This window comes from Saccharopolyspora rhizosphaerae, assembly GCF_003931915.1.
GTDB lineage: Bacteria > Actinomycetota > Actinomycetes > Mycobacteriales > Pseudonocardiaceae > Saccharopolyspora > Saccharopolyspora rhizosphaerae.
The window spans coordinates 239,913-261,571 of the sequence record NZ_RSAA01000015.1; the positions used below are offsets into that span (position 1 = coordinate 239,913).

Genomic DNA, 21,659 nt, shown 5'->3' on the forward strand with positions numbered 1-21,659 from the left:
GGGGACCGCTCTTCTGCGCGGTGGGCGGTCAGCAGGAGGAGCTGCCCCGGACGACCAGGTGGGCGGAGAGGGTCGTGGTGGACGTGTCGGTGCGCTCGCCGGTGATGCGCTCCAGCAGGAGCCGGGCTGCCAGGGCGCCGATGTCGTAGGCGGGCTGGGCCACCACCGACAGCGGCGGGTCCAGCAGGGTGGTCCAGGGGGCGTCGTCGAAGGCGACCAGCCCCACGTCGCGGCCGGGCTTGAGGTGCAGCGCGGCTAACGCCTCCAGCACGCCGACGGCCATCGTGCTGTTGCCGACCAGCAGCGCGTCCGGCGGGTCGTCCTGGGTGAGCAGGGCGTGCGCGGCTTGCTGCGCACCCTCGGCCTTGAACCGGGAACGCCGCACCAGCGAGCTCGAGGCGGCGACCTTCGCCGCGCGCAGCCCGTCGCGGTAGCCGGTGAGGCGGTCGTCGGCCGTGGGCACCCCGCTGGGGCCGGTGAGGCAGCCGATGCGGCCGTAGCCCTGCCCGGCCAGGTGCAGCGTCGCGTGCTTGGCCGCCAGCCGGTTGTCCACCAGCACGGCGTCGCTCGCGCGCTCCGGGAGCGGCCGGTCCACCGCCACCACCGGGGTGCTGTGCCGGGCCAGCAGCGTCGCGGTGTCCTCGTTGCCGGTGGGGGAGAGCAGCACCCCGGCGACGCGCTCCTGCAGCGCGACGTCGACGTACTCGCGCTCCTTCTCCGGGGTGTCGTCGGAGTTGCACAGCACCAGCGAGTAGCCGGCCTCGTGCGCCACGTCCTCCACGCCGCGGGCGATCGCGGTGAAGAACGGGTTCTCGACGTCGGAGATGATCAGCGCCAGCACCGCGGTCTCCTGCTTGCGCAAGTTGCGGGCGGGGCCGTTGGGGCGGTAGCCGAGCTCCTCGGCGGCGGCGAGCACGCGCGCCGCCAGTTCCGGGTCAACGGTCGCCTTGCCGTTGAGGGCGCGGGAGACGGTCGCCGTGGACACTCCCGCGCGGGTCGCCACGTCGCTGATGGTCGCCACGGCTTCCTCCCTCACCGCTGGGCGAGTGACGGTGCGCCACCCGCCTTGACAGCCCGTATCAGGCAAGAATAGCGTCCGAGAAAACGATTGCTCACGTTGATTCGCGAGATTGTGGAAGCGATTCGGCCTGGCACCTGCGCACGCCGGTTCTGCAAGCAGTCAACGCCGCCTGTGAAGCGAACTTGGAGGAACTGTGGCTCGCATCGGGGTCGTCAGCATCTCGGACGGGCGTGGTCACGTGCACGCCCGCAATGCGGATTTCATCCAGTCCAAACAGGATGCCCTGGTCGCCTCGCTGCGGGCGGCCGGGCACGAGGTCGTCGTGGGCTCCGACCTCGTCGCCACCAACTCCCTGGCCGTGTCGGTCGCCCGCGAGGTCGCGGCCGCCGATGTGGACGTCACGGTCTTCTACTACGCGGTCTGGTCGTTCCCGCACTTCACGATGCTGGCCGCGGACGCCACCCGCAGCCCGCTGGTGCTGGTGGCCAGCACCGACCCGACCGAGCCGGGCCTGGTCGGGATGCTCGCCGCCGGTGGCGCGCTGGACCAGATCGGCCGCCGGCACACCCGCGCCTGGGGCGCGCCCGACGACGCCGAGCTGGTCGCCAAGATCGGCGTGCAGGCGCAGGCCTCGGCGGCGGTGAGCTCGCTGCACGGCTCCACCTTCGGCCGCTTCGGCGGCCGCCCCATGGGCATGAACACCGCGGTGGCCAACACCGACCAGTGGATGCGCAAGTTCGGCGTCGACGTCGAGGAGATCGACCAGTACGAGCTCGTGCTGCGCGCCGAGCAGGCCGACGGGGCCGAGGCGAAGAAGGCCCGCGAGTGGATCGAGCAGCACGCGGCCGGGGTGCACTACGACGGCGACAAGCTCACGCCTGAGCTGCTGGAGCGCCAGATCCGCTCCTACCTGGCGATCCGGGACATCATCGACGAGCGCAACCTGGACTTCTCGGGGATCAAGGCGCAGCCCGAGCTCACCGAGAACTTCGCGACGATGGACGTGACGGAGGCGTTCCTCAACGACCCCTACGACTGGAACGGCCCCAAGGAGCCGCACGTCTGCGCCACCGAGGCCGACATGGACGGCGCGCTGACGATGCAGCTGTTCAAGGCGATCTCCGGCACCCCGGTGCTGTTCGCCGACGTCCGCCACTACCACGCCGACCGCGACATCTGGGACCTCTGCAACTCCGGTCAGCACGCCACCTGGTACGCCGCGCGCAGCGACGACCCGGCGGAGAACCTGTCGAAGGTCAACTTCTACCCGGAGGTGTTCTTCTTCCCGGCCGGCGGAGCCTCGGTCCAGCACATCGCCGCTCCGGGCCAGATGACCCTCGGCCGGTTGACCAGGGAGAACGGCGACTACCGGCTGCAGCTGATGCTGGGCGAGTTCGAGAACTACGACGAGGCGACGAACAAGACGCTGGTCGACCAGTCCACCCCGGAGTGGCCGCACGCGTTCGCGCGGCTGGACGCGCCGGGCGAGGTGTTCCTCTCGAAGTTCGGTGCCAACCACATCCACGCCGTGCCCGGTGACCACCGGGCCGCGCTGCGGGCCGTGGCCGAGCAGCTGGACGTCCGGGTGGACGAGTGGAGCCGGGGGTCGGGGTCGTGAGTGCTCAGCACTCGCGCGCGGTCCTGCTCGGCATCGACATCGGCACCTCCAGCTCCAAGGGCGTGCTGGTGGACACCTCGGGCACGATCGTCGCGCGGGCCAGTCGGCCGCACACGACCGCGCACCCGCACCCGGGCTGGGTCGAGCACGACCCGGAATCGGTGTGGTGGGCCGACTTCCTGGAGCTGACCAGGGAGCTGCTGCCCGCCGCCGAGGGCTACCAGCTCGCCGGGCTGGGCGTGAGCGGCATCGGCCCGGTGCTGCTGCCCGCCGACGGCAGCGGAAAACCGTTGCGCCAGGCGATCCTCTACGGCGTCGACACCCGGGCGACCGAGGAGATCGACGAGCTGACCGCCGAACTCGGCGCTGAGGAGGTCCTGCGGCGCGGCGGTTCGGCGCTGTCCAGCCAGGCGGTCGGGCCGAAGATCCGCTGGCTGGCCAAGCACGAACCCGAGGTCTACCGGCGCTCCGAGATGCTGCTGATGTGCAGCTCCTACCTGGTGCACCGGCTCACCGGGCGGTACGTGCTCGACCACCACTCGGCCAGCCAGTGCGACCCGATCTACGACCTGCAGGCCAGGGACTGGTCGGCGGAGTGGGCCGCGCGCGTGGCCCCCGACCTACCGCTGCCGGAGCTGGCGTGGCCGACCGAGGTCGTCGGGCGCGTCGGTGCCGAAGCGGCGGCCGAAACCGGTCTGCCGGAAGGACTTCCGGTCACCGCGGGCACGGTCGACGCCTGGGCCGAGGCGACCAGCGTCGGCGTGCGCGCGCCCGGTGACGTGATGCTGATGTACGGGACCACGATGTTCTTCGTCGAGGTCCTCGACGAGGTCACGCCGCACCCGGCGCTGTGGGCTACCTGCGGAGCCTTCCCGGACACGTACACGCTGGCGGCGGGCATGGCGACCTCCGGAGCGGTCACCGACTGGCTGCGCGGGCTCGTCGAGGGGGACTTCGCCCAGCTGGTCTCCGAAGCGGCCACGGTCCCGGCCGGGTCGCGAGGTCTGCTGCTGCTGCCCTACTTCGCCGGGGAGCGCACGCCGATCTTCGACCCCTCGGCCCGGGGTGTGCTGGCCGGCCTGACCTTGGACCACGGTCGCGCCGAGCTGTACCGGGCAGCGCTGGAGGGCATCTCCTTCGGCGTCCGGCACAACCTCGAGGCGATGGGGCAGGCGGGTGGTTCCGCACGCCGCCTGGTCGCGGTCGGCGGTGGTACGCAGGGCGGTCTGTGGACGCAGGTCGTCTCCGACATCACCGGCAAGGAACAGCAGCTCCCCGCGGAGACGGTCGGCGCCGCCTACGGCAACGCCCTGCTCGCGGGCATCGGCACGGGTGAGGCGGTCGACCCGGACAACTGGAACCCGATCGTGGACACGGTCCGCCCGAACCCCGCCAACACCGAGCGCTACGAGGCCTACTACGGCCACTACCGCGACCTCTACGAATCAACGTCCCGCATCGCCCACTTCCTCGCCGCCGAACAACACGCAGCCGACCAGCAACGCTGACCGCCTTCCCAGGTCCCGGTCCGGAACACCGCGATGATCCGGACCGGGACGGGCGTTCCGGGCTGTGCAGCGGGTTTCGCGTGGGAGCGCGATGTCATCCGCAGGTGAAGACGACCTTGCCGAACTTCCCCGGGCCTGCGAGCCGGGCATGTCCCCTGGCGTGCTGCTCGAGGGCGAAGGACGCGTCCACGGGGACCCGCAGGCGGCGGTGGGCGAGGAGGGGAGCACCGCGGTGCGAACCTGGTCGGCGAGCAGTGCTTTCTCCGCGGGCGGCCGGCCTCGGATGGTCGTTCCGATCAGATGGCCTCGAACCAGCATGAGGTCGAACATCCGCAGGGGAACCGTGGCGCCGGCCTGAACACCGACGACGAGGACCGTGCCGCCGCTGCGCAGCAGGCTGACCCGGTCGAGGCAGTCCTGCCCGCCTACGAGTTCCACGATCACGTCGTAGGGCCCGTGCCGCGCTTCGTCCGCGGGAGTGACGACGTCCACGTGCGTGCCGTCCGGGGCTAGCGCCGTCACCTCGTCGTGGAGCTCGGGACGGCGCACGCTCGCCACGGTGTGCGCTCCGGAAATCGCGGCCACCTGCACCATGGCCGTTCCCACGCCGCCTGCGGCACCGGTGATCAGCACGCGGTCGCCTGCGTGGACCTGCGCTTGGGTGATCAGGGCGTCCCAGGCGGTGCTGAAGGCTTCTGGGAAGCCGCCGGCCTCCTGCCACGACAGGCCATCGGGCACTGCGAGCAGGAGATCGGCCGGGACGGTGATCCGCTCCGCGTGACCGCCGCCTCCGACCAGCGCCATGACGCGGTCTCCGGTGGAGAACCCGCTCACGGCGCTTCCCACGCGCTCGACTTCTCCAGCGACCTCCAGGCCGGGTACGTCGGCGGCCCATCCCGGCGGCGCCGGGTAGTCACCACGCGCCTGCTGGAGATCGGCAGCGTTGAGACCCGCGGCGCGCACGCGAACGACCACTTCTCCGGGCCCTGCCGCCGGGTCCGGCCGATCCTCCAGGCGGAAGCTCCCGCCGGAGGTGATCACCACAGCCCGCATGCCCCGCACTCTACGACCACGCGTGGATGAACCCGCGTGAGCGGGAGGAGACTGCCACCCTCTTCGCGCGGAGCCGCGATGTGCACTCTCGTCCCTCGCAGGAGGTGACGGCCCAGGGATGGCTGTCTTGGCGGTGACGGCGTGAGGTTCGTGCGCGGGAATTCGGAGCTCGCGGCGGTCGGAATTTCGGTGCTCAGGCCTGGTCGCGGGAGTTCTCGTGGTTTCAGGTCAGGGGCCTTGCGATCTTGTTGAGCTCACGCCTTCGAGTGATGAGGTGCGAGGTCGTGGGAGGTCGTCGTGGCACGGCGTGTTCTCGCGCCCGGGTTGGTCCTGGTCGTGTTGGTGGCGACCGGCTGCTCCCGGCCCGAGGCTGACGACGTGCCCGCTGGGCCGGTGCGAGACCTGGGCGCGCAGCAGGTGTTCCGGCACCAGGTCTACGCCCAGCGCGACACCGGGGCCCTGCGCCTGGACCTGTTCGTGCCGCCGCGCCGAGGCGTCGCGACCCCGCTGGTGGTGTACGTGCACGGTGGCGGGTGGGACGCCGGCGTGCGCACCCTCGACGCCGACGCGTCCGCACCGGAAGCCCCTGCAGCGCAACGGCTGTGGGAGCGCGGGTACGCGGTAGCCACAGTGGACTACCGGCTGAGCGGGGTCGCGCGGTCGCCCGCGCAGGTCGTCGACGTCGCCGATGCGGTGCGCTGGTTGCAGGCGCGCTCCGCGCGCTGGGGGCTGGACCCGGACCGGGCGCTCTGGGGAGCGTCGGCGGGCGGACACCTGGTCTCGCAGCTCGGGATGGTCGCCGGCGATCCTGCCGAGCCGGGTGGCGGGTTGACCGGGATTCGGGCGGTCGTCGACTGGTTCGGGCCGAGCGATCTCAGCGCCGAGGCGCAGCACGAGCACCCTCGGCTGCAGGACTACGTGCGTCGGGCCGTGGCCGGTCTGCTCGGCTGCCTGCCGGTCGACTGCCCCGACGTCGCCGACGCCGCCAGTAGCGCCGGAGCCTGCGGGTGGTGGTCGCCCAGCGCGCACCGCCGCCCTGGACTTCGCAGGCCAGGCCGGTATCCGGTGCGCAACGTCTCCGGTGACGAACCGCCGTTCCTGATCCAGCAGGGGACCGCCGACTCGCTCGTACCGCTGGACCAGAGCCTCGACTTCGCCGAAACGCTGCGCAGCTCCGGTGTCACCGCCGAGGTGCACCCCTACCAGGGCCTCGACCACGGCTTCGGCGTTGGACCCCAGACCGCCCTCGTCGTCGACACCCTCGACATCTTCGTCCGCACCCACGTCTGACGAAGTTCCCGCTGGACACGCGGCTCGCCCGGCTGGAAGCTCGGAGCTGCGGGTCAGTTGTGAGTGGCGTCGGCGCCGTTGAGGGAGACGTCGTCTTCGCGGCGGACCTCGGCGACCTCGCCGGAACCCGCTGTCTCGGCGAGGGGTTGGACGGAGTTGCGGAACGCCTCCAGGGCGTCGAGTTCCCGGCGTCGCGCCGAGACGAAGCGCTGCAGGTGCGTGCTGGAGAGGTTGACCGCTTCGACCGCGTTGGTGGCCGCACGCTGCGAGCGGACCGCCTGGCTGCGGACCTGCTCGATGTCCTCGGCGAGCGTGCGCTCGGTCGAGGCGAACATCGCCGCCGAGCCCAGCACCGCGAAACCCGTGGGGCCGCAGAGGAACACACGCTTGCTCAGCAGCCAGGACAGCAGTTGCGGGTCGGTGTCCAGAGCGGCGATGACGGCGGCGTCGGAGGGGACGAACATGATGGAGCCGTAGATCGCGTCCGCCCAGCGCTGGTAGCCCTTGCTCGCCAGCTCGGTCGCGCGGGAGCGGATGTTGCGCACGTGCACCCGCAGCGCTTCAGCGCGCTCCTCGGGGTCGTCGGTCTCCATCGCCTCGGCCCACACCGCCAGGCTCGCCTTGGAGTCGACCGGGACCTGCCTGCCGCCGCCGACTTCGAGCACCATGTCCGGTCGCGCGGCGCCGCCACCGGCGAGGTCGGTCTGCAGCGTGAAGTGGATGCCTTCGCGCAGGCCCAGCGACCGCGCGGTCTCCACCAGCACCTGCTCGCCCAGCTCACCGCGACCGGTGATCGACGCGAACGCGACCTCGTAGCGCCGCAGCGCGGCTTGCTGCGCGGTGCTGCGGGCGCGTTCCGCCTCCACCATGCGCAGCGCGTCGTCGGCTCGGCGGGCGCTGTCGCTGTAGAGCCGCCAGAGCAGCATCAGTGCCGCCGCGACCAGCAGGATCAGCACGACGACGAACGCGACCAGCACCCCAGTCCCCACACGACCTCCCTCTCGACGAGCGGACACCGCCATCATCCCGGACCGGCCCGACAAGATCACTCCGGCACGCAGGTCCGTGATCGCGGGTGGTGATCCCGGTGTCACGCTTCGGGGTGAAGGACTGCGACACGCCGAAGTGTCCTGGGGGGTTCACCCGGCTTGATCGGGGCGCCGCTAGCTTGGGGGCCATGCGGGTACTGCACACCTCGGACTGGCACGTGGGGAGGACGTTCCACGGCCGTGACCTGCTCGAAGATCAAGAAGCCGTGCTCGGTGGACTGGCCGAGCTGGTCACCGAGGAGCAGGTCGACGTCGTGGTGGTGGCCGGTGACCTCTACGACCGGGCGGTGCCCTCCGGCGAGGCGGTCCAGACGTGCGTGCGCGTGCTCTCCCGCATCCGCGAGACCGGCGCGCAGTTGGTGATCACCTCGGGCAACCACGACTCCGCGCCGCGCGTCGGCGCGTTCGCCGACTTCGCCGCCGCCGGTGGCCTGCACCTGCGCACCCGCATCGACCGGCTGCACGAGCCGGTGCTCCTCGACGACGAGCACGGCCCGGTCGCCTTCTACGGCATCCCCTACCTCGAACCCGACCCAGCCAAGCACGTCCTGCAGGCCAGCGCGGACCTGCCCGGGGCGAGCGCCAGCATCGAAAGCCGCGGCCACACGGCGGTTCTCGGCGAGGCGATGAACCGCGTTCGCGCCGACCTCGCGGAACGCCCACCGGGCACGCGCTCGGTCGTGCTCGCGCACGCCTTCGTCACCGGCGGTGAGGGCAGCGAGTCCGAGCGCACCATCGCCGTCGGCGGCGTCGAGCAGGTGCCGGGCTCGGTCTTCGACGGCGCCGACTACGTCGCCCTCGGCCACCTGCACGGCCCGCAGACGCTCGCCGAGCACCTGCGTTACTCCGGAAGCCCGCTGGCCTACTCGTTCTCCGAGGCGAGGCAGCGCAAATCGGTGTGGCTGGTCGACCTCGACGCCGAAGGCCTCGCCGAGGTCCGGCGCCAGGAGCTTCCCGTCCCCCGGCGGCTGGCCACCATCGAGGGCGAGCTCGACGACCTGCTGCAGAACCCCGAGCACACCGAGGCGGAGGGCTGCTACGTCTCAGCCACGCTGACCGACGAGGTCCGCCCGCTGGAAGCCATGCGCCGCCTGCAAGAACGCTTCCCGCACGCTGTGCACCTGGAGTGGAAGCCAGCATCGGGCAAGGCCACGGCCCCGCTGCGCTACGCCGAGATCGTCAAAGGCCGGGACGACAACTCCGTGGCCGCCCGCTTCGTCGAGGACTGCCGCGGCGCCGAGCCCAACGAGTCCGAACGCGCGCTGCTCGACGAGGCGCTGCACGCGGTCACCGCGGCCGAGGGGGCCGGATGAGGCTGCACCGCCTGGAACTCACGGCCTTCGGCCCGTACTGCGACCACCAGGTCGTGGACTTCGACCAGCTCGGTGCCGACGGCCTGTTCCTGCTGCACGGTGACACCGGCGCGGGCAAGACCACGCTGCTCGACGCCATCGCCTTCGCCCTCTACGGCCAGGTCCCGGGCGCGCGCAACGACGCCAAGCGCCTGCGCTGCGACACCGCCGACGACGAGGTGACCACCAAGGTCGTGCTGGAGCTGACGATCCAGGGCCAACGGCTGCGGCTGGAGCGCAGCCCCGAGTACCAGCGCCCGAAGAAGCGCGGCGAGGGCTACACCACCCAGCAGGCCAAGGCGTCGCTGACCTGGGTCGGCGGAGCTCCGGAAGGGCACACGCCCGAGCCGCTGACCCGCATCGACGAGGTCGGCCGCACCGTGCAGCGGTTGCTCGGCATGAGCGTCGACCAGTTCTTCCAAGTCGTCATGCTCCCGCAGGGCGAGTTCGCGAGGTTCCTGCGCGCCGACACCGGCGAGCGGGAGAAGCTGCTGGAGCGGCTGTTCGGCACCGAGCGGTTCGGCGAGGTCGAGAGGTGGTTCGTCGACCGCCGCCGGGAACGCGGGCGCGCGGTTGAGGCCCGGTCGCAGCAGGTCCGCGAGCTCATCGCTCGCCTCTCCCAGGTCTCCGGCGTGCCGCAGGTCTCCGACCTCGGGGAGCCGAACTGGTTGGAGGACATCGAGAAGCAGGCGTTGCGCGACCTGGAGAACACCGCCGCCGAGCACAGCCGCCTCCGCCGCGAACGCGACCAGGCCGAGACGGTGCTGGCCGAACGCCGCGAACTCGCCGAGAAGGTCCGCCGGGTCCGCCAAGCCCGCGCCACGCTCGCCGAGATCGACGCCAAGCAGGCCGAACACGAGGCGTGGCGAGCCGAACGCGCCGCCGCGACCCGCGCGATCCCGGTCATCTCCGCCCGCCGCACCGCCGAACGCGCGGAGCAGGACCGCGACCGCGCCGAGGCCGAAGTCGTCACCTGGGCCGCGCGCTGCCAGGTCGACCCCGCGACGCCCGCGGAGGAGCTGCGCACCCGCGCCGGTGCCGAGCGCGAACAGGCGGGAGCGCTCGCGCAGCTGATCCCCGAAGCGCAGCAGCAGGAAACCGACCGCCGCACGCTCAGCGAGCTGGCCGAGAAGATCACCGCAGGCGAGCGCCGCGAGGCCGAACTCGTCGCGCAGCTCGACGGACTGCCCGACCGCATCACCGAAGCCCGGAGGCGCGTCGAGGAGGCCAAGCACGCCGAACTGCGCCTGGAGACCACGCGCACCCGCCTCACCGAGGTCGACGCACTGCTCACCGCCGCGCGCGAAGTGCCCGGCGCCCGGCGGGAGCTGGAGTCCACCACAGCGCGTGCGCAGCAAGCCGTCGACGAGCACCAGCAGGCCCGCGACCGGCTGCAGGACCTCCGCGCCCGCCGGTTGGCCGGCATGGCCGCCGAGCTCGCCGCCCGCCTGACCGACGGAGAACCCTGCCCGGTCTGCGGGTCGGCGGAGCACCCCGAGCCGGGACGACCCGTCGACGACCAGGTGCGCGCCGAGGACGAAGAAGCCGCGCACGCGGCCGAGCAGCGCGCACAAGCCGCGCGGGAGCGGGCCACCACCGCTGCCCAGCGGGCCGAGCAGCAGGTCAACAACCTGCTCGAACGGCTCGGTCAACACACCGAAGCCGCGCTCGCCGAGGAGCTGGAGCAGCTGCGCTCCGAGCAGGACCGGCTCAGCGCCACCGCCGCGGAACTGCCGCAGCGGGAGACCGCGCTCGCCGAGCTGGAGTCGGCCACCGACGAACTGGGTGAGCAGCTCTCCGCGTTGCGCAACGCCATCACCGCTGCCCGCACCGAGAACACCGCGCTCAGCAAGGCGATCGACGAGCGCGAGGCCCGGTTGCGGGACGGGCGCGGCGATTTCGACAGCATCGCCGACCGCCGCGCGCACCTGCTCGACACCGCGGAGAAGTTCGAGCAGCTCCTCGCCGCCCGCACTGCCCGCGACGACGCCGCCCAGCGACTCACCGAGGCGCGTACCGCGCTCACCGAAGCCGCCACCGCAGCGGGCTTCGCCGGCGTCGACGAAGCCGTGGCCGCCGAACGCGACGAGGAGCGCCTCGCAGAGCTGGAGGAGGCCCTCGCCGAGGTCGACCGCCGCGCAGCGGGCGCCCGCGACGCCCTGGCCAGCGCGGACCTGTTCGGCGTCGACCCGGACACCGAGGTCGGCCTGGAGCGCGCGTCGGAAGCGGCGACCACGGCACGCGAAGCCGCCGAACGCGCCGCCGCGCTCTCCCACCGCGCGGAGCAGCGGCACACCGAGATCGCCGACCTCGGCGAACGCCTCCGCGCCGCTTGGGCGGAGCTGGGGCCGGCGATGGCTGCGCACGCCGAGCTGGAGGCCCTGGCCGACGTGGTCAACGGGCGAGGGCAGAACGCGCGCAAGATGTCGCTGCGCGCCTACGTCCTGGCCGCCCGGCTGGAGGAGGTCGCGATCGCGGCCACCCGACGCCTGCAGCGGATGAGCGACGGACGCTACTCGTTCGTGCACTCCGACGCCGCAGGGGCGCGCGGCACGCGCGGCGGTCTCGGACTGGACGTGCTCGACGACTACTCGGGCAAGGTCCGCCCGGCCAAGACGCTCTCGGGCGGCGAGTCGTTCTTGGCGTCGTTGTCCCTGGCGCTGGGCCTGGCCGACGTCGTCGCGGCCGAGACCGGTGGCGCGCTGCTGGACACGCTGTTCATCGACGAGGGCTTCGGCACGCTCGACGCCGACACCCTGGACCTGGTCATGGACACCCTCGACGACCTGCGAGCGGGGGGTCGCGTCGTCGGCCTGGTGTCCCACGTCGAGGAGATGCGTCAACGCATCGGCGTCCGCCTGCGGGTCCGCAAGTCCCGCCAAGGGTCAACACTGGAAGTCTCGACCTCCTAACCCCGGCGCAGCCCAGCCAGGCACGGCATCCCGGCCGCGGTGGACGACCTGCCCGCACCCGCCCACCACAGCAGCAGCACATGGCCGAGCAGGCGTCGACGGCGACTGCGCCCGACCCCAGCAACGACGACACCCAGCGGGTGACGTCACCGACTCCGCGGTTCCCGACGTCGCGCGATGCACGAGAACCGACCCCGTTGCGCCTCCCCACCGGCCCGCTCACCTCTCGCGCGACGTCGACGGTTGAGGACCCCGCTCACATGGCGCGCGAAGTGTGAACGGCCCGTGCTGACCAGGTACAACACTCGCCACGTAGCGAATCGTCCTGGCGTGTCGGACTCCAGGTGTGAGTGTGCGTCGTTGTTGCGGGGTGATTCCCCGCCGAGACTGCGCGGACGTCCCACCCCGCAGCCGGGCGAGGGCCACCCGCGACAGCGGGAGACGAGGACCAGGCCGACCACCAGTGCACTTCCACCCGCGGTGCTTCTCCACCTCAACCCGAGTCTCAAGAGGAGCTTCGAAGTTCGCGCGTGTTTCGACGTCTGAGGACCCCGTTCGAATCTCGCACGACATGCGAGCGGCACTGCGCTGACCAGGTACAACGCCCCGACAGGCCCCGGATCGTTCTGGCGTGTTGGGTACAGGGCGTGAGTGCGGTGCATGTCGGTCGCGCGGAGGGGGTTTCCGGCCAGGACTGCGCGGACATCCACCCGGCAGCCGGGTGAGCGACAGCGGGAGGTGACGGCCTGACCGACCACCCGTGCACCTCCACCCGCGGTGCTTTCCCGCCTCACGCCTGGGCCTCGAAGGGGCCGTTCGAAGTTCGCGCGAATGTCGACGTTCGAGGGCCGCGGGCGAACTTCGCGCGGCATGTGAACCGGGGGGGCGGGAGGGGAGGGGCGCTCCGCGCCGGTCACGCCGAGGCGCCCCACACGGCCCGGGCCACCCTCCACCCTTCAGGAGTTGTGGCGTTCGTGTTCCAGGAGCCACTTCTTGCGGTCTGAGCCCCAGCGGAACTCACCCGCGGAACCGTCGCTGCGGACGATGCGGTGGCAGGGCACGAACAAGGCCACCGCGTTGCGGGAGCAGGCCGACGCGGCCGCGCGGACGGCCCTGGGTTTGCCGGTGAGACCGGCGAATTCGGAGTAGCTGACCAGTTTCCCGGACGGCACCGTCCGCAGCACCTTCCACGCGTGCTGCAGGAACGGGCCGGAGTGCTGGTGCACCGGCACGTCGTCGATGGCCTCCAGGTCACCCTCGTGGTAGGCGGTGATCGCCTTGGTGACGGGACCGAGGTCGTCGACCTGCACCAAGTCCTCGAACATCAACGACGGCGCCACCTGCGGCAGCAGGTCGTCGGTCCAGGCCGTCCATCCGGAGGCGAGCACGACGCCGTCGGCGTCGACCACCGCGCAGAACGGGCCGGCCGGAGTTTCCACAGTGGACCACTTGATCACGATGTCTCCAAGTCTTCGAAGGATTCCTGCCGCGTCACGTCGACGGGCCGCGCAAGTGGCCCGCTGCTCGCGGTTTCCCACAGCAGCACACCGGCGTAGGACCGCCACGGGCTCCAGCGCCTGGAGTGCGCTAGCAGAGCGGCGGGTTCTTCCGGGATTCCTAGCAGTCCCGCACCCCGCCTCAGCGCGAGATCACCGGAAAGCAGCACATCGGGCGCCCCGAGCACGCGCATCGCGACGTAGTTCGAGGTCCACGGGCCCACGCCACGGATCCGCTCCAGGTCCGCGCGCAGCTCCGCTTCGTCACGCCCGGGGTGCAGCGCCAACCGTCCCTCGGCGGCCGCTGCCGCCAGGTCCCGCACGGTCTCCGCACGTCGCCGCGGTCCCGGCAGTGCCGCCACCGCGTGCTCGGCGAGCACCTCGGCGGTGGGGAAAAGCCTGGTCACCCCACCTTCGGGGTGCGGCAGCTCCTCGCCGAGCGCAGTGACCAACCGCTCGGTCGTCGCCCGCGCGGACGCGACCGAGATCTGCTGGCCGACCACCGCCCGCACCACGATCTCCAGCCCGTCGACCGCCCCCGGCACGCGGACTCCGGGTGAGCGTGCGACCGAGGACCGCAGGAGCGGGTCGGAGGCGAGCACGTCACCGACCGCGACTGGATCGGCGTCGAGGTCCAGCAGCCGTCGCAGCCTGGCCACGGCGCTGCCGAGGTCACGCAGGTCGGTCAGCCGCACCGTGCAGGAGACGTGCCCGTCGGCCGGGCGCAGCGTCGCGATCCCGGTGCCGTGCGGGAGCCGCAGCGACCGCGAGTAGCTCCCGTCACCGCACTCCTCGATCCCGTCCAGCGCCCGCAGCTTCAGGAACCGCAGCACGCCGGCCGTGTCGCAGGGTGCCCGGAACGGCAACCGCAGCTGCACCGTCCCGTGCCCGCCGCGTGCACCGCGCCGCTGCCCGCGCAGCTCGGTGGGGGTGCGGCCGAAGATCTCCTGCATGGTGTCGTTGAACTGCCGCAGGCTGGCGAAGCCGGCGGCGAACGCGACGTCGCTGAACGGGATGTCGGTCGTCTCGATCAGCACCCGTGCGGAGTGCGCCCGGTTGGCCCGGGCCAGTCCCAGCGGACCGGCGCCGAGCTCGGCGGTGAGCACCCTGGTCAGGTGCCGTTCCGAGTAGCCGAGCTGGTCGGCCAGCCCCTGCACCCCGCACCGGTCCACGACCCCGTCGCTGATCAACCGCATCGCCCGCCCGGCCAGGTCGGCCCGCAGGTCCCACTCGGGAGATCCGGGCACGGCGTCGGGCAGGCAGCGGCGGCACGCCCGGTAACCGGCGGCTTGCGCTGCAGCGGCCGTCGGGAAGAACTCGCTGTTGCTGCGCTTGGGCGTGCGTGCCGGGCAGGACGGTCGGCAGTAGATGCCGGTCGACCGCACGGCGTGGATGAAGGTGCCGTCGAACCGCGCGTCGCGCGCGGCCACGGCTCTGAACGCATCCTCTGTTCCCACCAGCACGACCTCGATGTTCCCAGCGCGCGGGAGCGGTTACTAGCGGGAATCGGACATGGCGAGGACCACCGGGCCCGATGAGCTGCGGGTGCAACGCCTAGACTTCGCAGACGTGAGTCTCACCCTCGGAATCGTCGGTCTGCCCAACGTCGGCAAGTCCACCCTGTTCAACGCGCTGACCAGCAACGAGGCGCTCGCGGCGAACTACCCGTTCGCCACGATCGAGCCCAACGTCGGCGTGGTGCCGTTGCCGGACGCCCGGCTGGACAAGCTGGCCGAGGTGTTCAGCTCCGCCAAGACGGTGCCGGCCACCGTGTCGTTCGTCGACATCGCCGGCTTGGTCAAGGGGGCCTCCGAGGGCCAGGGCCTGGGCAACAAGTTCCTCGCCAACATCCGCGAGGCCGACGCGATCTGCCAGGTCATCCGGGTCTTCGACGACCCGGACGTGGTGCACGTCGACGGCCGGATCGACCCGTCCAGCGACATCGAGACGATCAACACCGAGCTGATCCTCGCCGACCTGCAGACGCTCGAGAAGGCGCTGCCGCGGATGGAGAAGGAAGCTCGCACGAACAAGGACAAGCGTCCCGCGCTCGAGGCCGTCAAGAAGGCGCAGACGATCCTCGAGGAGGGCAAGACCCTGTTCGCCGCGGGCATCGGCAAGGACGACCCGGACCTGCGCGAGCTCAACCTGCTCACGACGAAGCCGTTCCTGTACGTGTTCAACGCCGACGAGGGCGTGCTGGCCGACGAGGCCAAGCAGAAGGAGCTGCGCGAGCTGGTCGCCCCCGCCGACGCGGTGTTCCTGGACGCGAAGGTGGAGGCCGAGCTGCAGGAGCTCGACGAGGAGTCCCAGCGGGAGCTGCTGGAGTCGATCGGCCAGGAGGAGCCGGGTCTCAACGCCCTCGCCCGCGCCGGCTTCCACACGCTCGGCCTGCAGACCTACCTCACGGCAGGCCCGAAGGAAGCCCGCGCCTGGACCATCCCGCAGGGCGCGACCGCCCCGCAGGCCGCCGGCGTCATCCACACCGACTTCGAACGCGGGTTCATCAAGGCGGAGGTCGTCTCCTTCGACGACCTCGTGGCCGCGGGATCCATGGCCGAGGCGAAGTCGGCGGGCAAGGTCCGCATGGAGGGCAAGGACTACGTCATGGCCGACGGAGACGTCGTGGAGTTCCGCTTCAACGTCTGACCAGCGGGGCGTGCGGTCGCTTCCTCGCTTGACGGTGACCGCTGCCTCCAGCGCTTGGTACTCTCCTCTCGGCGGCGGTTGTCGCCGTTGGTGCACTTCCAGGCGGAAAGCCTGAATCTCTGCGGAGAGGCCTGAGACGATCAGGCCATGTCCCGGTGGGGTGCTGCGCTTCTCATGCGCGTGAACCTGCAGTGCCGACCTCGGGTCGGTTCGCGAAAGGACATGGTCATGTCTTCCAAGGACGAGAAGAACCTCAAGCAGGTCCTCGACAAGATCGCCAAGACGGAGGAGCCCCGGCGTTCCGCGATGCAGCGGATGCACGAGGTGATCCTCGAGGCAGCTCCGGACCTCAAGCCGCGGATCTGGTACGGCATGCCCGGCTACGCGAAGGCCGCGAGCACGCCGGTCCTGGTGTTCTTCCGGAACGACGAGCTGATGTCGCTCGGGATCAGCGAGAAGGCGTCGTTGTCACCCGCCGGCGGCAACGACGGCCTGCTCATCCCGTGCGCCTGGTACTTCGACGCGCTCGACGACACGACCGAACGCCGAGTCGCGGAAATCGTGCGCGCCGCCGTCGCCTGACCGCTCGTTCGCACGAGCGGAGTCTTCCGTCGGCATGTGACCGGTCGGGACCGCGCAGGCGGGTCCGGCCGGTCATCGCCTCCGCCCGCGCAGTGCGGTGCCGGAGGGGCGTCGATCGCAACGTCGAGATCGCCTACCCGCACGTCTCGGCGCTTGCTCGACGACTCGAGCGCTCACCCACTCGCCGGACAGGTGGCCTGACCTTCAACGGACCGCGTAGGCCGGAAGCGACTCGCCCCGACCCGAGTGTCGGGCTCAAGCCGCGGTACACCGATCTCGAAGAACACCGAGCCCTGGCTGTGACTGGCTCTGAGCCGGAACACCTGGGTGATCAGGCATTCACCGGGGATCTCGGGTGGATCACCTTGGCACCGCGGAAGTCGTGAGGTCCATTCCAGGGCGATCCGTCACCTCGGGCGACCAGAACGGGACTGACGACAGTGCGTGGGGCATTGATCAGTTCGGTTGGCTGCGTTTCGCGACGTCTTGCCCCATGACGAGCGGCTCTGGCCGGCGTTGCGGAGGGGAGTTCCCGTGGGAACTGTTGTCGTGGGTGGGTGGCCCGAGGAGGGGTGGGCATGACCGCTGTGGTGCAGGTCAACGTCATCGTTGCGGACCTCGAGCGCAGCCGGGTGTTCTACGAGCGGCTGGGACTCGCCTTCCGCGCGCGGAACCGGCATGGCGACGGGCCGGCTGAGGCGTGGGTGTCGACGAACGTCGGCATCACCGTCGTGCTGCACTCGACGGAGTTCGCGTCGTGGTGGGACGAGTCCGCTCCTCGGCCTTCGCCGGGTGGTCCGCAGGTGGACCTGGACCTCGATTCGGCGGAGGCCCTCGACGCGGTGGTCGAAGCGCTCGACACGACCGTCGTCAAGACACCGACGGACATGCCCTGGGGGCAGCGCCTCGCCATCGTCCTCGATCCCGACGGGTACCGGATCGGGCTCAAGGCGCCGCTCTGACCCCTGAGCCGACGTCGATCAGGCGGACTTGGCTTCCGGGATCTCGAGGGCTGCTCGCAGGTCGTCCAGGTCGATCCCGGTGGTGCCCAGGACGGTTCGGCCTGGACAGTCGGCGCGCAGGAGGCCGAGGAGCACGTGGCGGCTGTCGATCGCGCGGTGCTTGAGCCTGATGGCTTCGCGGAGGGCGAGTTCCAGTGCCTTCTTGGCGTCCTTGGTGAACGGGACGTGGCCTCGGCCCTTGCGTCCTCCCGCGCGGCGGAGCGCCCCGGCACCGAAGATCTCGTCCGCGCGAGCGCTCACCGCGTCGAGGTCGATCCCCAGCGCTGCGAGGGCTTCCGCGTCCAGGTCCGGGCGGGTGAGGTCGTCGCGGATGCGCGCGTTGAGCTCGGCGGGTTCCACTCCGCACGAGCGCAGCGCTCGTGCGGCCACGCCTCCGGACGCCAGCCCGGCGAGCAGGTGGCGGGTGTCGATGTGCGGGGACTGCAGTGACCGGGAAGTCTCCTGCGCCACGATCACGGACTCCCTGGCTTCTCGGGTGAACCGCTCGAACATCACTTCCTCCTGCCGTGCTTCTTGTGGACGGCCTGACGGCTGACCCCCAGTGCGTCGGCGATCTCCTGCCACGACATCCCCAGCTCGCGGGCGCGGGCCACCTGGAGCGTCTCCCACCGCTCCGCCAGCTCGCGGAGCGAGCGCACCGCGCGCAGTCCGGTGACCGGGTCGTCGCCGGCGGCGGTGGCCGTCAGGTCCTGCTGCGTCATGATGTCAACCGTAGTTGACGTCTCGGTCGGGTGTCAACGTTGGTTGACAATCCTGAACCGAAAGCTCCGGCTCGGAGGCTGGGGCGGGGGAGGGCCACTCCTCCAGGTGTGCTTGACCTGCTGCCGTTCCCCTTCGCACTTCTCACGGAGTTCGGCCCCTGAAGGCCGTGGTCGAATTTCGCGCGAACTTCGAGCCCTGGCGGGGTGTGCACGAGCGGAAGCTCTTCGACGGCGAGCTTGGTCGAGGAGCGGGAAGGCGGGAGCTGGCGAGGTGGGAGCTGGCGAGGCGAGGTGCGCGGTTCGTGACTCGAAGAAGCTATCTTCGGTGATAGTATCGCTGGCGTTAGTATCTGCTGCGTTCCCGGTGGGAGGGCTTGGCGTTGGTGGACTTCGTCGGTCGGCGGGAGGAGCTGGCCACGCTGGAGCGCGAGCTGCAGAGGGTCGCCTCCGGCGTGGGGGGTGAGCGGCCGGGCCGGTGCGTGATGCTGCGCGGGCGGCGCCGGGTGGGCAAGTCACGCCTGGTCGAGCGCTTCGCCGAGCGTTCCGGAGTGCCGTTCCTGTTCTACGCGGCCACGGGTGCGCCGAACGCGGACGAGCTCGCCCGACTCGCTCGCGACGCCCAGGTGTCGAACCTCCCGCTGGCGCACCTGCTGGCCTCCGCGCAGCCGCAGAACTGGGACGCCGCGTTCGACGTGCTCGCCGCCGCGCTGCCGGCGGACCGGCCGAGTGTGCTGGTCATCGACGAGGTCCCGTACCTCATGGACGACAGCGGCGCGTTCGAAGGCGTGCTGCAGCGGGCTTGGGACCGGGCGCTGGAAGCGAAACCGGTGCTGCTGATCTTGATCGGCTCGGACCTGTCGATGATGGAGGCGCTCAACAACTACGGCCGTCCCTTCCACCAACGCGGCCGGGAGATGGTGCTGGGGCCGTTGAACCCCGCCGAAGTCGGCAGCATGCTGGGGCTGGACGCAGCGGACGCGTTCGACGCCGCGCTGGTCACCGGCGGACTGCCGCTGATCTGCGCCGACTGGCCGCGCGGCGCCTGTGTGTGGGACTTCCTCGGCGAGGCGCTGAACGATCCCGTCTCGCCCCTGCTCGTGTCGGCGGAGAGGTCGCTGGCCGCGGAGTTCCCGCCCAGCGCTCAGCCGCGCAAGGTGCTGTCGGCGATCGGCAGCGGCGAGCGGACCTTCAGCAACATCGCCCGAGCAGCCGGAGGGCTCGCGGCCACCTCCCTGCAGCGGTCGCTGGAAGTCCTCGTCGACAAGCGGATCGTCGCGGTGGACCTGCCCCTGTCGACCCGCCCGTCGAGGGAACGCCGGTACCGGGTGGCGGACCCCTACCTCCGGTTCTGGCTGCACCTCGTCGGGCCCTACATCGGGGAGGTCGAGAGGGGGCGTGGTGACCTGACCCTGGCCCGGATCCGGGAGAACTGGACCAGCTGGCGCGGTCGAGCCGTCGAACCGCTCGTCCGCGAGGCGCTCGTCCGGATCCTGCCCGGCAACGGGCTGCCGCACGCCCCAGCGGTGGGCGGGTACTGGACCCGCAGCAACAACGTCGAGATCGACATCGTCGGGGCGGACCGAGCGCCCATCGCCAAGGAGCTCCGCTTCGTCGGCTCGATCAAGTGGCTGGAGAACTCCCCCTTCGACCAGCACGACCTGGCCGCCCTGCACCGGCACCGCGCCGCGCTCACCGACCAACCCCTCCCGGTCCTGGCCGTGTCGCGCAGCGGCGTCGAGTGCACGGGTCTCGACGCCTCGTGCGGCCCGGCTGATCTGCTCCGAGCGTGGTCGCAGCAGGCGTCGGTCTGACCCGCTCCAGCGGCTCCGCGACGACGGGTGAACCTGGGACTTCTCGGAGTTCCGCCCGACCGTTGGGCTGCTAGCGTCGGACGGGTGAGTCCGGTGCTCGTGATCGGTGCGGGTGTGCACGGCTTGACCTGCGGCGTTGTGCTCGCCGAGGCAGGTCGCCAGGTGCTGATCCGAACTGCTGAGCGGCCGCGCGAGACGACCTCGGCCGTGGCCGGCGCGATGTGGGGACCGGCGCGGCTCAAACCACCGGAACGCGTCCTGTACTGGGCCACGCTGTCGCACGCCGAGTTCACCTCGCTGGCGCGTGTCGAGAACTCCGGCGTGCACCTGGCCTCCGGGCGGATGGCCGCGCGGTTCGACCTCGGCGACGTCGTGCCTCCGGAGACCAAGCTGATCCCCGACCTGCAGCGTTGTGACGAGCAGGAGCTGCCCGACGGGTTCGTCTGGGGCTACCGGGGGACCGTGCCGCTGATCGACATGCCCCGCTACCTCGACCACCTGCTCGACCGCTTCCTCGCCGCAGGCGGCGAGATCCGGCTGGGTCCCGTGCAGACGTTGGCCGACGCCGCCGCCGAGTGCGACACCATCGTCAACTGCACCGGCGTGGGAGCGCACGAACTCGTCGGCGACCCCAGCGTGCACGCGGTCTTCGGCCAGCACGTCGTGGTGCGCAACCCGGGCCTGGAGGAGTACTTCATCGAGCTCAGCGACGGCGGTGAGTTCACCTCGTGGATGCCGCACGGCGATCGCGTCGTGCTCGGCGGGATCTCGCTGGCCGACGACTGGCGGCGCACTCCGCGGCGCGAGATCAGCGAGGGCATCCTCCGCCGCGCCGCCCGCCTCGAACCGCGGCTGGCCGACGCCGAGGTCCTCGAGGAGACCGTCGGTCTGCGGCCCGGCCGCGAGTCGGTGCGCGTCGACGTCGAGCACTACCGAGGAGCCCGCCTCATCCACGACTACGGCCACGGTGCGTGCGGTGTCGGCCTCTCGTGGGGCTGCGCGTTCGAGGTGGCCGAGCTCGTCGAGGGCAAGACCGAGTGAGTTCCGCGGCGCAGCCGCTGTCCCGCGCCCGACGCCCTGCACCGGCGTGCACCAGCAGCAAGTGGCGCCCGAGAGACCCGCGTCTGCGGTTCCCGCACCCGTGGTCGTGCAGCATCGCGGAGCCGCTGCGTTCTTCCCGCCCGAGGGTTCTGCTCCCCGCACCGCGGAGCGAAGTGCGGCCTAGTCGAACTGCTCCACGACGTCGTCGATCTCCTGGGCCATCGAGGTGTCGTTGCCGGTGATGCCGCCCTTGAAGTGCGTGGACAGGGAGAACGTCACCGTCGTGTAGCGGATGTCGATGTCGGGGTGGTGGTTCTCGTTCTCCGCGATCTCGGCGACCCGCGTGACAGCCTGGACAGCCTGCGGAAATCCCGCGAACTCGACCTCCCGGACGAGCGCGGCGCCCTCGTGGCGCCACGTCGGCAGGTGCTGCAGGGCCTCGGAGATCTGCGCGTCGGTGAGCAGTTCGGTCATGACCACATGGTGCCCGAGGTGGAGCGGATCGACCGTCCAGTCTGAGATCGAGCTGAGAATCTCGCCGATCACTGTGAGAA

General features: G+C 71.1%; 18 protein-coding genes. 10 read left to right on the forward strand and 8 right to left on the reverse strand.

The genetic code is table 11. The annotated features are described in order from the left end of the window. Positions 1-28 precede the first annotated feature (28 nt). Positions 29-1,021, reverse strand: a complete 993-nt coding sequence (locus tag EIL87_RS16015) for a LacI family DNA-binding transcriptional regulator (protein WP_125091339.1) — start codon at positions 1,019-1,021, stop codon at positions 29-31. Positions 1,022-1,214: 193 nt separating this feature from the next. Here EIL87_RS16015 and EIL87_RS16020 point away from each other — a divergent pair, with 193 nt between their 5' ends. Together EIL87_RS16020 and EIL87_RS16025 are read left to right on the forward strand one after the other, a co-directional pair. Beyond that, complete coding sequence (locus EIL87_RS16020) at positions 1,215-2,639, forward strand: L-fucose/L-arabinose isomerase family protein (protein WP_125091340.1); 1,425 nt, start codon at positions 1,215-1,217, stop codon at positions 2,637-2,639. Next, positions 2,636-4,147, forward strand: a complete 1,512-nt coding sequence (locus EIL87_RS16025; protein ID WP_125091341.1) for an FGGY-family carbohydrate kinase — start codon at positions 2,636-2,638, stop codon at positions 4,145-4,147. Before EIL87_RS16020 ends, EIL87_RS16025 begins: the two co-directional genes overlap by 4 nt. Here EIL87_RS16025 and EIL87_RS16030 read toward each other — a convergent pair. Next, positions 4,085-5,200, reverse strand: coding sequence for an alcohol dehydrogenase catalytic domain-containing protein (locus EIL87_RS16030; protein ID WP_233576290.1), 1,116 nt, complete (start codon positions 5,198-5,200; stop codon positions 4,085-4,087). The genes EIL87_RS16025 and EIL87_RS16030 overlap by 63 nt on opposite strands. A gap of 297 nt (positions 5,201-5,497) precedes the next feature. On the opposite strand from EIL87_RS16030, the gene EIL87_RS16035 reads away from it, so the two are divergent. Continuing rightward, positions 5,498-6,490, forward strand: a complete 993-nt coding sequence (locus EIL87_RS16035) for an alpha/beta hydrolase (protein ID WP_125091342.1) — start codon at positions 5,498-5,500, stop codon at positions 6,488-6,490. Between the two features lie 53 nt (positions 6,491-6,543). On the opposite strand, the gene EIL87_RS16040 is transcribed toward EIL87_RS16035, so the two are convergent. Then, positions 6,544-7,512, reverse strand: a complete 969-nt coding sequence (locus tag EIL87_RS16040) for a DNA recombination protein RmuC (RefSeq protein WP_407690548.1) — start codon at positions 7,510-7,512, stop codon at positions 6,544-6,546. A gap of 155 nt (positions 7,513-7,667) precedes the next feature. On the opposite strand from EIL87_RS16040, the gene EIL87_RS16045 reads away from it, so the two are divergent. Together EIL87_RS16045 and EIL87_RS16050 are read left to right on the forward strand one after the other, a co-directional pair. Next, the gene (locus tag EIL87_RS16045; protein WP_125091344.1) at positions 7,668-8,852 is read left to right on the forward strand and encodes an exonuclease SbcCD subunit D; all 1,185 of its coding nucleotides are present in this window, start codon (positions 7,668-7,670) and stop codon (positions 8,850-8,852) included. Then, positions 8,849-11,803 carry an AAA family ATPase gene (locus tag EIL87_RS16050; protein WP_125091345.1) on the forward strand — a complete coding sequence of 985 codons (2,955 nt, stop codon included), beginning with the start codon at positions 8,849-8,851 and terminating at the stop codon, positions 11,801-11,803. Before EIL87_RS16045 ends, EIL87_RS16050 begins: the two co-directional genes overlap by 4 nt. Positions 11,804-12,759: 956 nt before the next feature. On the opposite strand, the gene EIL87_RS16055 is transcribed toward EIL87_RS16050, so the two are convergent. Together EIL87_RS16055 and EIL87_RS16060 are read right to left on the reverse strand one after the other, a co-directional pair. Continuing rightward, positions 12,760-13,263 (reverse strand): methylated-DNA--[protein]-cysteine S-methyltransferase, encoded by a 504-nt coding sequence (locus EIL87_RS16055; protein ID WP_125091589.1) that lies wholly within the window; start codon positions 13,261-13,263, stop codon positions 12,760-12,762. After that, positions 13,257-14,729, reverse strand: coding sequence for an AlkA N-terminal domain-containing protein (locus EIL87_RS16060; protein WP_325049468.1), 1,473 nt, complete (start codon positions 14,727-14,729; stop codon positions 13,257-13,259). The genes EIL87_RS16055 and EIL87_RS16060 overlap by 7 nt, the downstream gene beginning before the upstream one ends. A gap of 139 nt (positions 14,730-14,868) precedes the next feature. Between EIL87_RS16060 and ychF the strand changes: the two genes are divergently transcribed. The 3 genes from ychF (at position 14,869) to EIL87_RS16075 (ending at position 17,492) form a co-directional block, all read left to right on the forward strand. Further along, positions 14,869-15,948: a redox-regulated ATPase YchF gene (ychF, locus tag EIL87_RS16065; protein ID WP_125091347.1), complete on the forward strand. Its 1,080-nt coding sequence runs from the start codon at positions 14,869-14,871 to the stop codon at positions 15,946-15,948. A gap of 228 nt (positions 15,949-16,176) precedes the next feature. Beyond that, the gene (locus EIL87_RS16070; protein WP_199740438.1) at positions 16,177-16,530 is read left to right on the forward strand and encodes a DUF1801 domain-containing protein; all 354 of its coding nucleotides are present in this window, start codon (positions 16,177-16,179) and stop codon (positions 16,528-16,530) included. 578 nt (positions 16,531-17,108) lie between these two features. Next, positions 17,109-17,492: a VOC family protein gene (locus tag EIL87_RS16075; RefSeq protein WP_125091349.1), complete on the forward strand. Its 384-nt coding sequence runs from the start codon at positions 17,109-17,111 to the stop codon at positions 17,490-17,492. A gap of 18 nt (positions 17,493-17,510) precedes the next feature. Here the strand turns inward: EIL87_RS16075 and EIL87_RS16080 are convergent, their stop codons facing one another. Both EIL87_RS16080 and EIL87_RS16085 read right to left on the reverse strand, forming a co-directional pair. Further along, on the reverse strand, positions 17,511-18,044 hold the full coding sequence (locus tag EIL87_RS16080; protein ID WP_125091350.1) for a Clp protease N-terminal domain-containing protein: 534 nt from the start codon (positions 18,042-18,044) through the stop codon (positions 17,511-17,513). Then, the gene (locus tag EIL87_RS16085) at positions 18,044-18,253 is read right to left on the reverse strand and encodes a helix-turn-helix domain-containing protein (RefSeq protein ID WP_125091351.1); all 210 of its coding nucleotides are present in this window, start codon (positions 18,251-18,253) and stop codon (positions 18,044-18,046) included. The genes EIL87_RS16080 and EIL87_RS16085 overlap by 1 nt, the downstream gene beginning before the upstream one ends. A gap of 383 nt (positions 18,254-18,636) precedes the next feature. On the opposite strand from EIL87_RS16085, the gene EIL87_RS16090 reads away from it, so the two are divergent. Both EIL87_RS16090 and EIL87_RS16095 read left to right on the forward strand, forming a co-directional pair. Next, positions 18,637-20,064, forward strand: a complete 1,428-nt coding sequence (locus tag EIL87_RS16090; protein WP_233576326.1) for an ATP-binding protein — start codon at positions 18,637-18,639, stop codon at positions 20,062-20,064. An 84-nt stretch (positions 20,065-20,148) separates the two neighbouring features. Next, positions 20,149-21,105 (forward strand): FAD-dependent oxidoreductase, encoded by a 957-nt coding sequence (locus EIL87_RS16095; RefSeq protein ID WP_233576291.1) that lies wholly within the window; start codon positions 20,149-20,151, stop codon positions 21,103-21,105. Positions 21,106-21,285: 180 nt separating this feature from the next. On the opposite strand, the gene EIL87_RS16100 is transcribed toward EIL87_RS16095, so the two are convergent. Then, positions 21,286-21,579 (reverse strand): 4a-hydroxytetrahydrobiopterin dehydratase, encoded by a 294-nt coding sequence (locus tag EIL87_RS16100; RefSeq protein WP_125091352.1) that lies wholly within the window; start codon positions 21,577-21,579, stop codon positions 21,286-21,288. Between the last annotated feature and the right edge of the window lie 80 nt (positions 21,580-21,659).

Excerpts from the sequence above, each read along its gene's own strand:
- EIL87_RS16075 (WP_125091349.1), top strand. The coding sequence starts at position 17,109 with ATGACCGCTGTGGTGCAGGTCAACGTCATCGTTGCGGACCTCGAGCGC.
- EIL87_RS16045 (WP_125091344.1), top strand. The coding sequence starts at position 7,668 with ATGCGGGTACTGCACACCTCGGACTGGCACGTGGGGAGGACGTTCCAC.
- EIL87_RS16070 (WP_199740438.1), top strand. The coding sequence starts at position 16,177 with ATGTCTTCCAAGGACGAGAAGAACCTCAAGCAGGTCCTCGACAAGATC.
- EIL87_RS16080 (WP_125091350.1), bottom strand. The coding sequence starts at position 18,044 with ATGTTCGAGCGGTTCACCCGAGAAGCCAGGGAGTCCGTGATCGTGGCG.
- EIL87_RS16040 (WP_407690548.1), bottom strand. The coding sequence starts at position 7,512 with ATGGCGGTGTCCGCTCGTCGAGAGGGAGGTCGTGTGGGGACTGGGGTG.
- EIL87_RS16030 (WP_233576290.1), bottom strand. The coding sequence starts at position 5,200 with ATGCGGGCTGTGGTGATCACCTCCGGCGGGAGCTTCCGCCTGGAGGAT.
- EIL87_RS16100 (WP_125091352.1), bottom strand. The coding sequence starts at position 21,579 with ATGACCGAACTGCTCACCGACGCGCAGATCTCCGAGGCCCTGCAGCAC.
- EIL87_RS16050 (WP_125091345.1), top strand. The coding sequence starts at position 8,849 with ATGAGGCTGCACCGCCTGGAACTCACGGCCTTCGGCCCGTACTGCGAC.
- EIL87_RS16085 (WP_125091351.1), bottom strand. The coding sequence starts at position 18,253 with ATGACGCAGCAGGACCTGACGGCCACCGCCGCCGGCGACGACCCGGTC.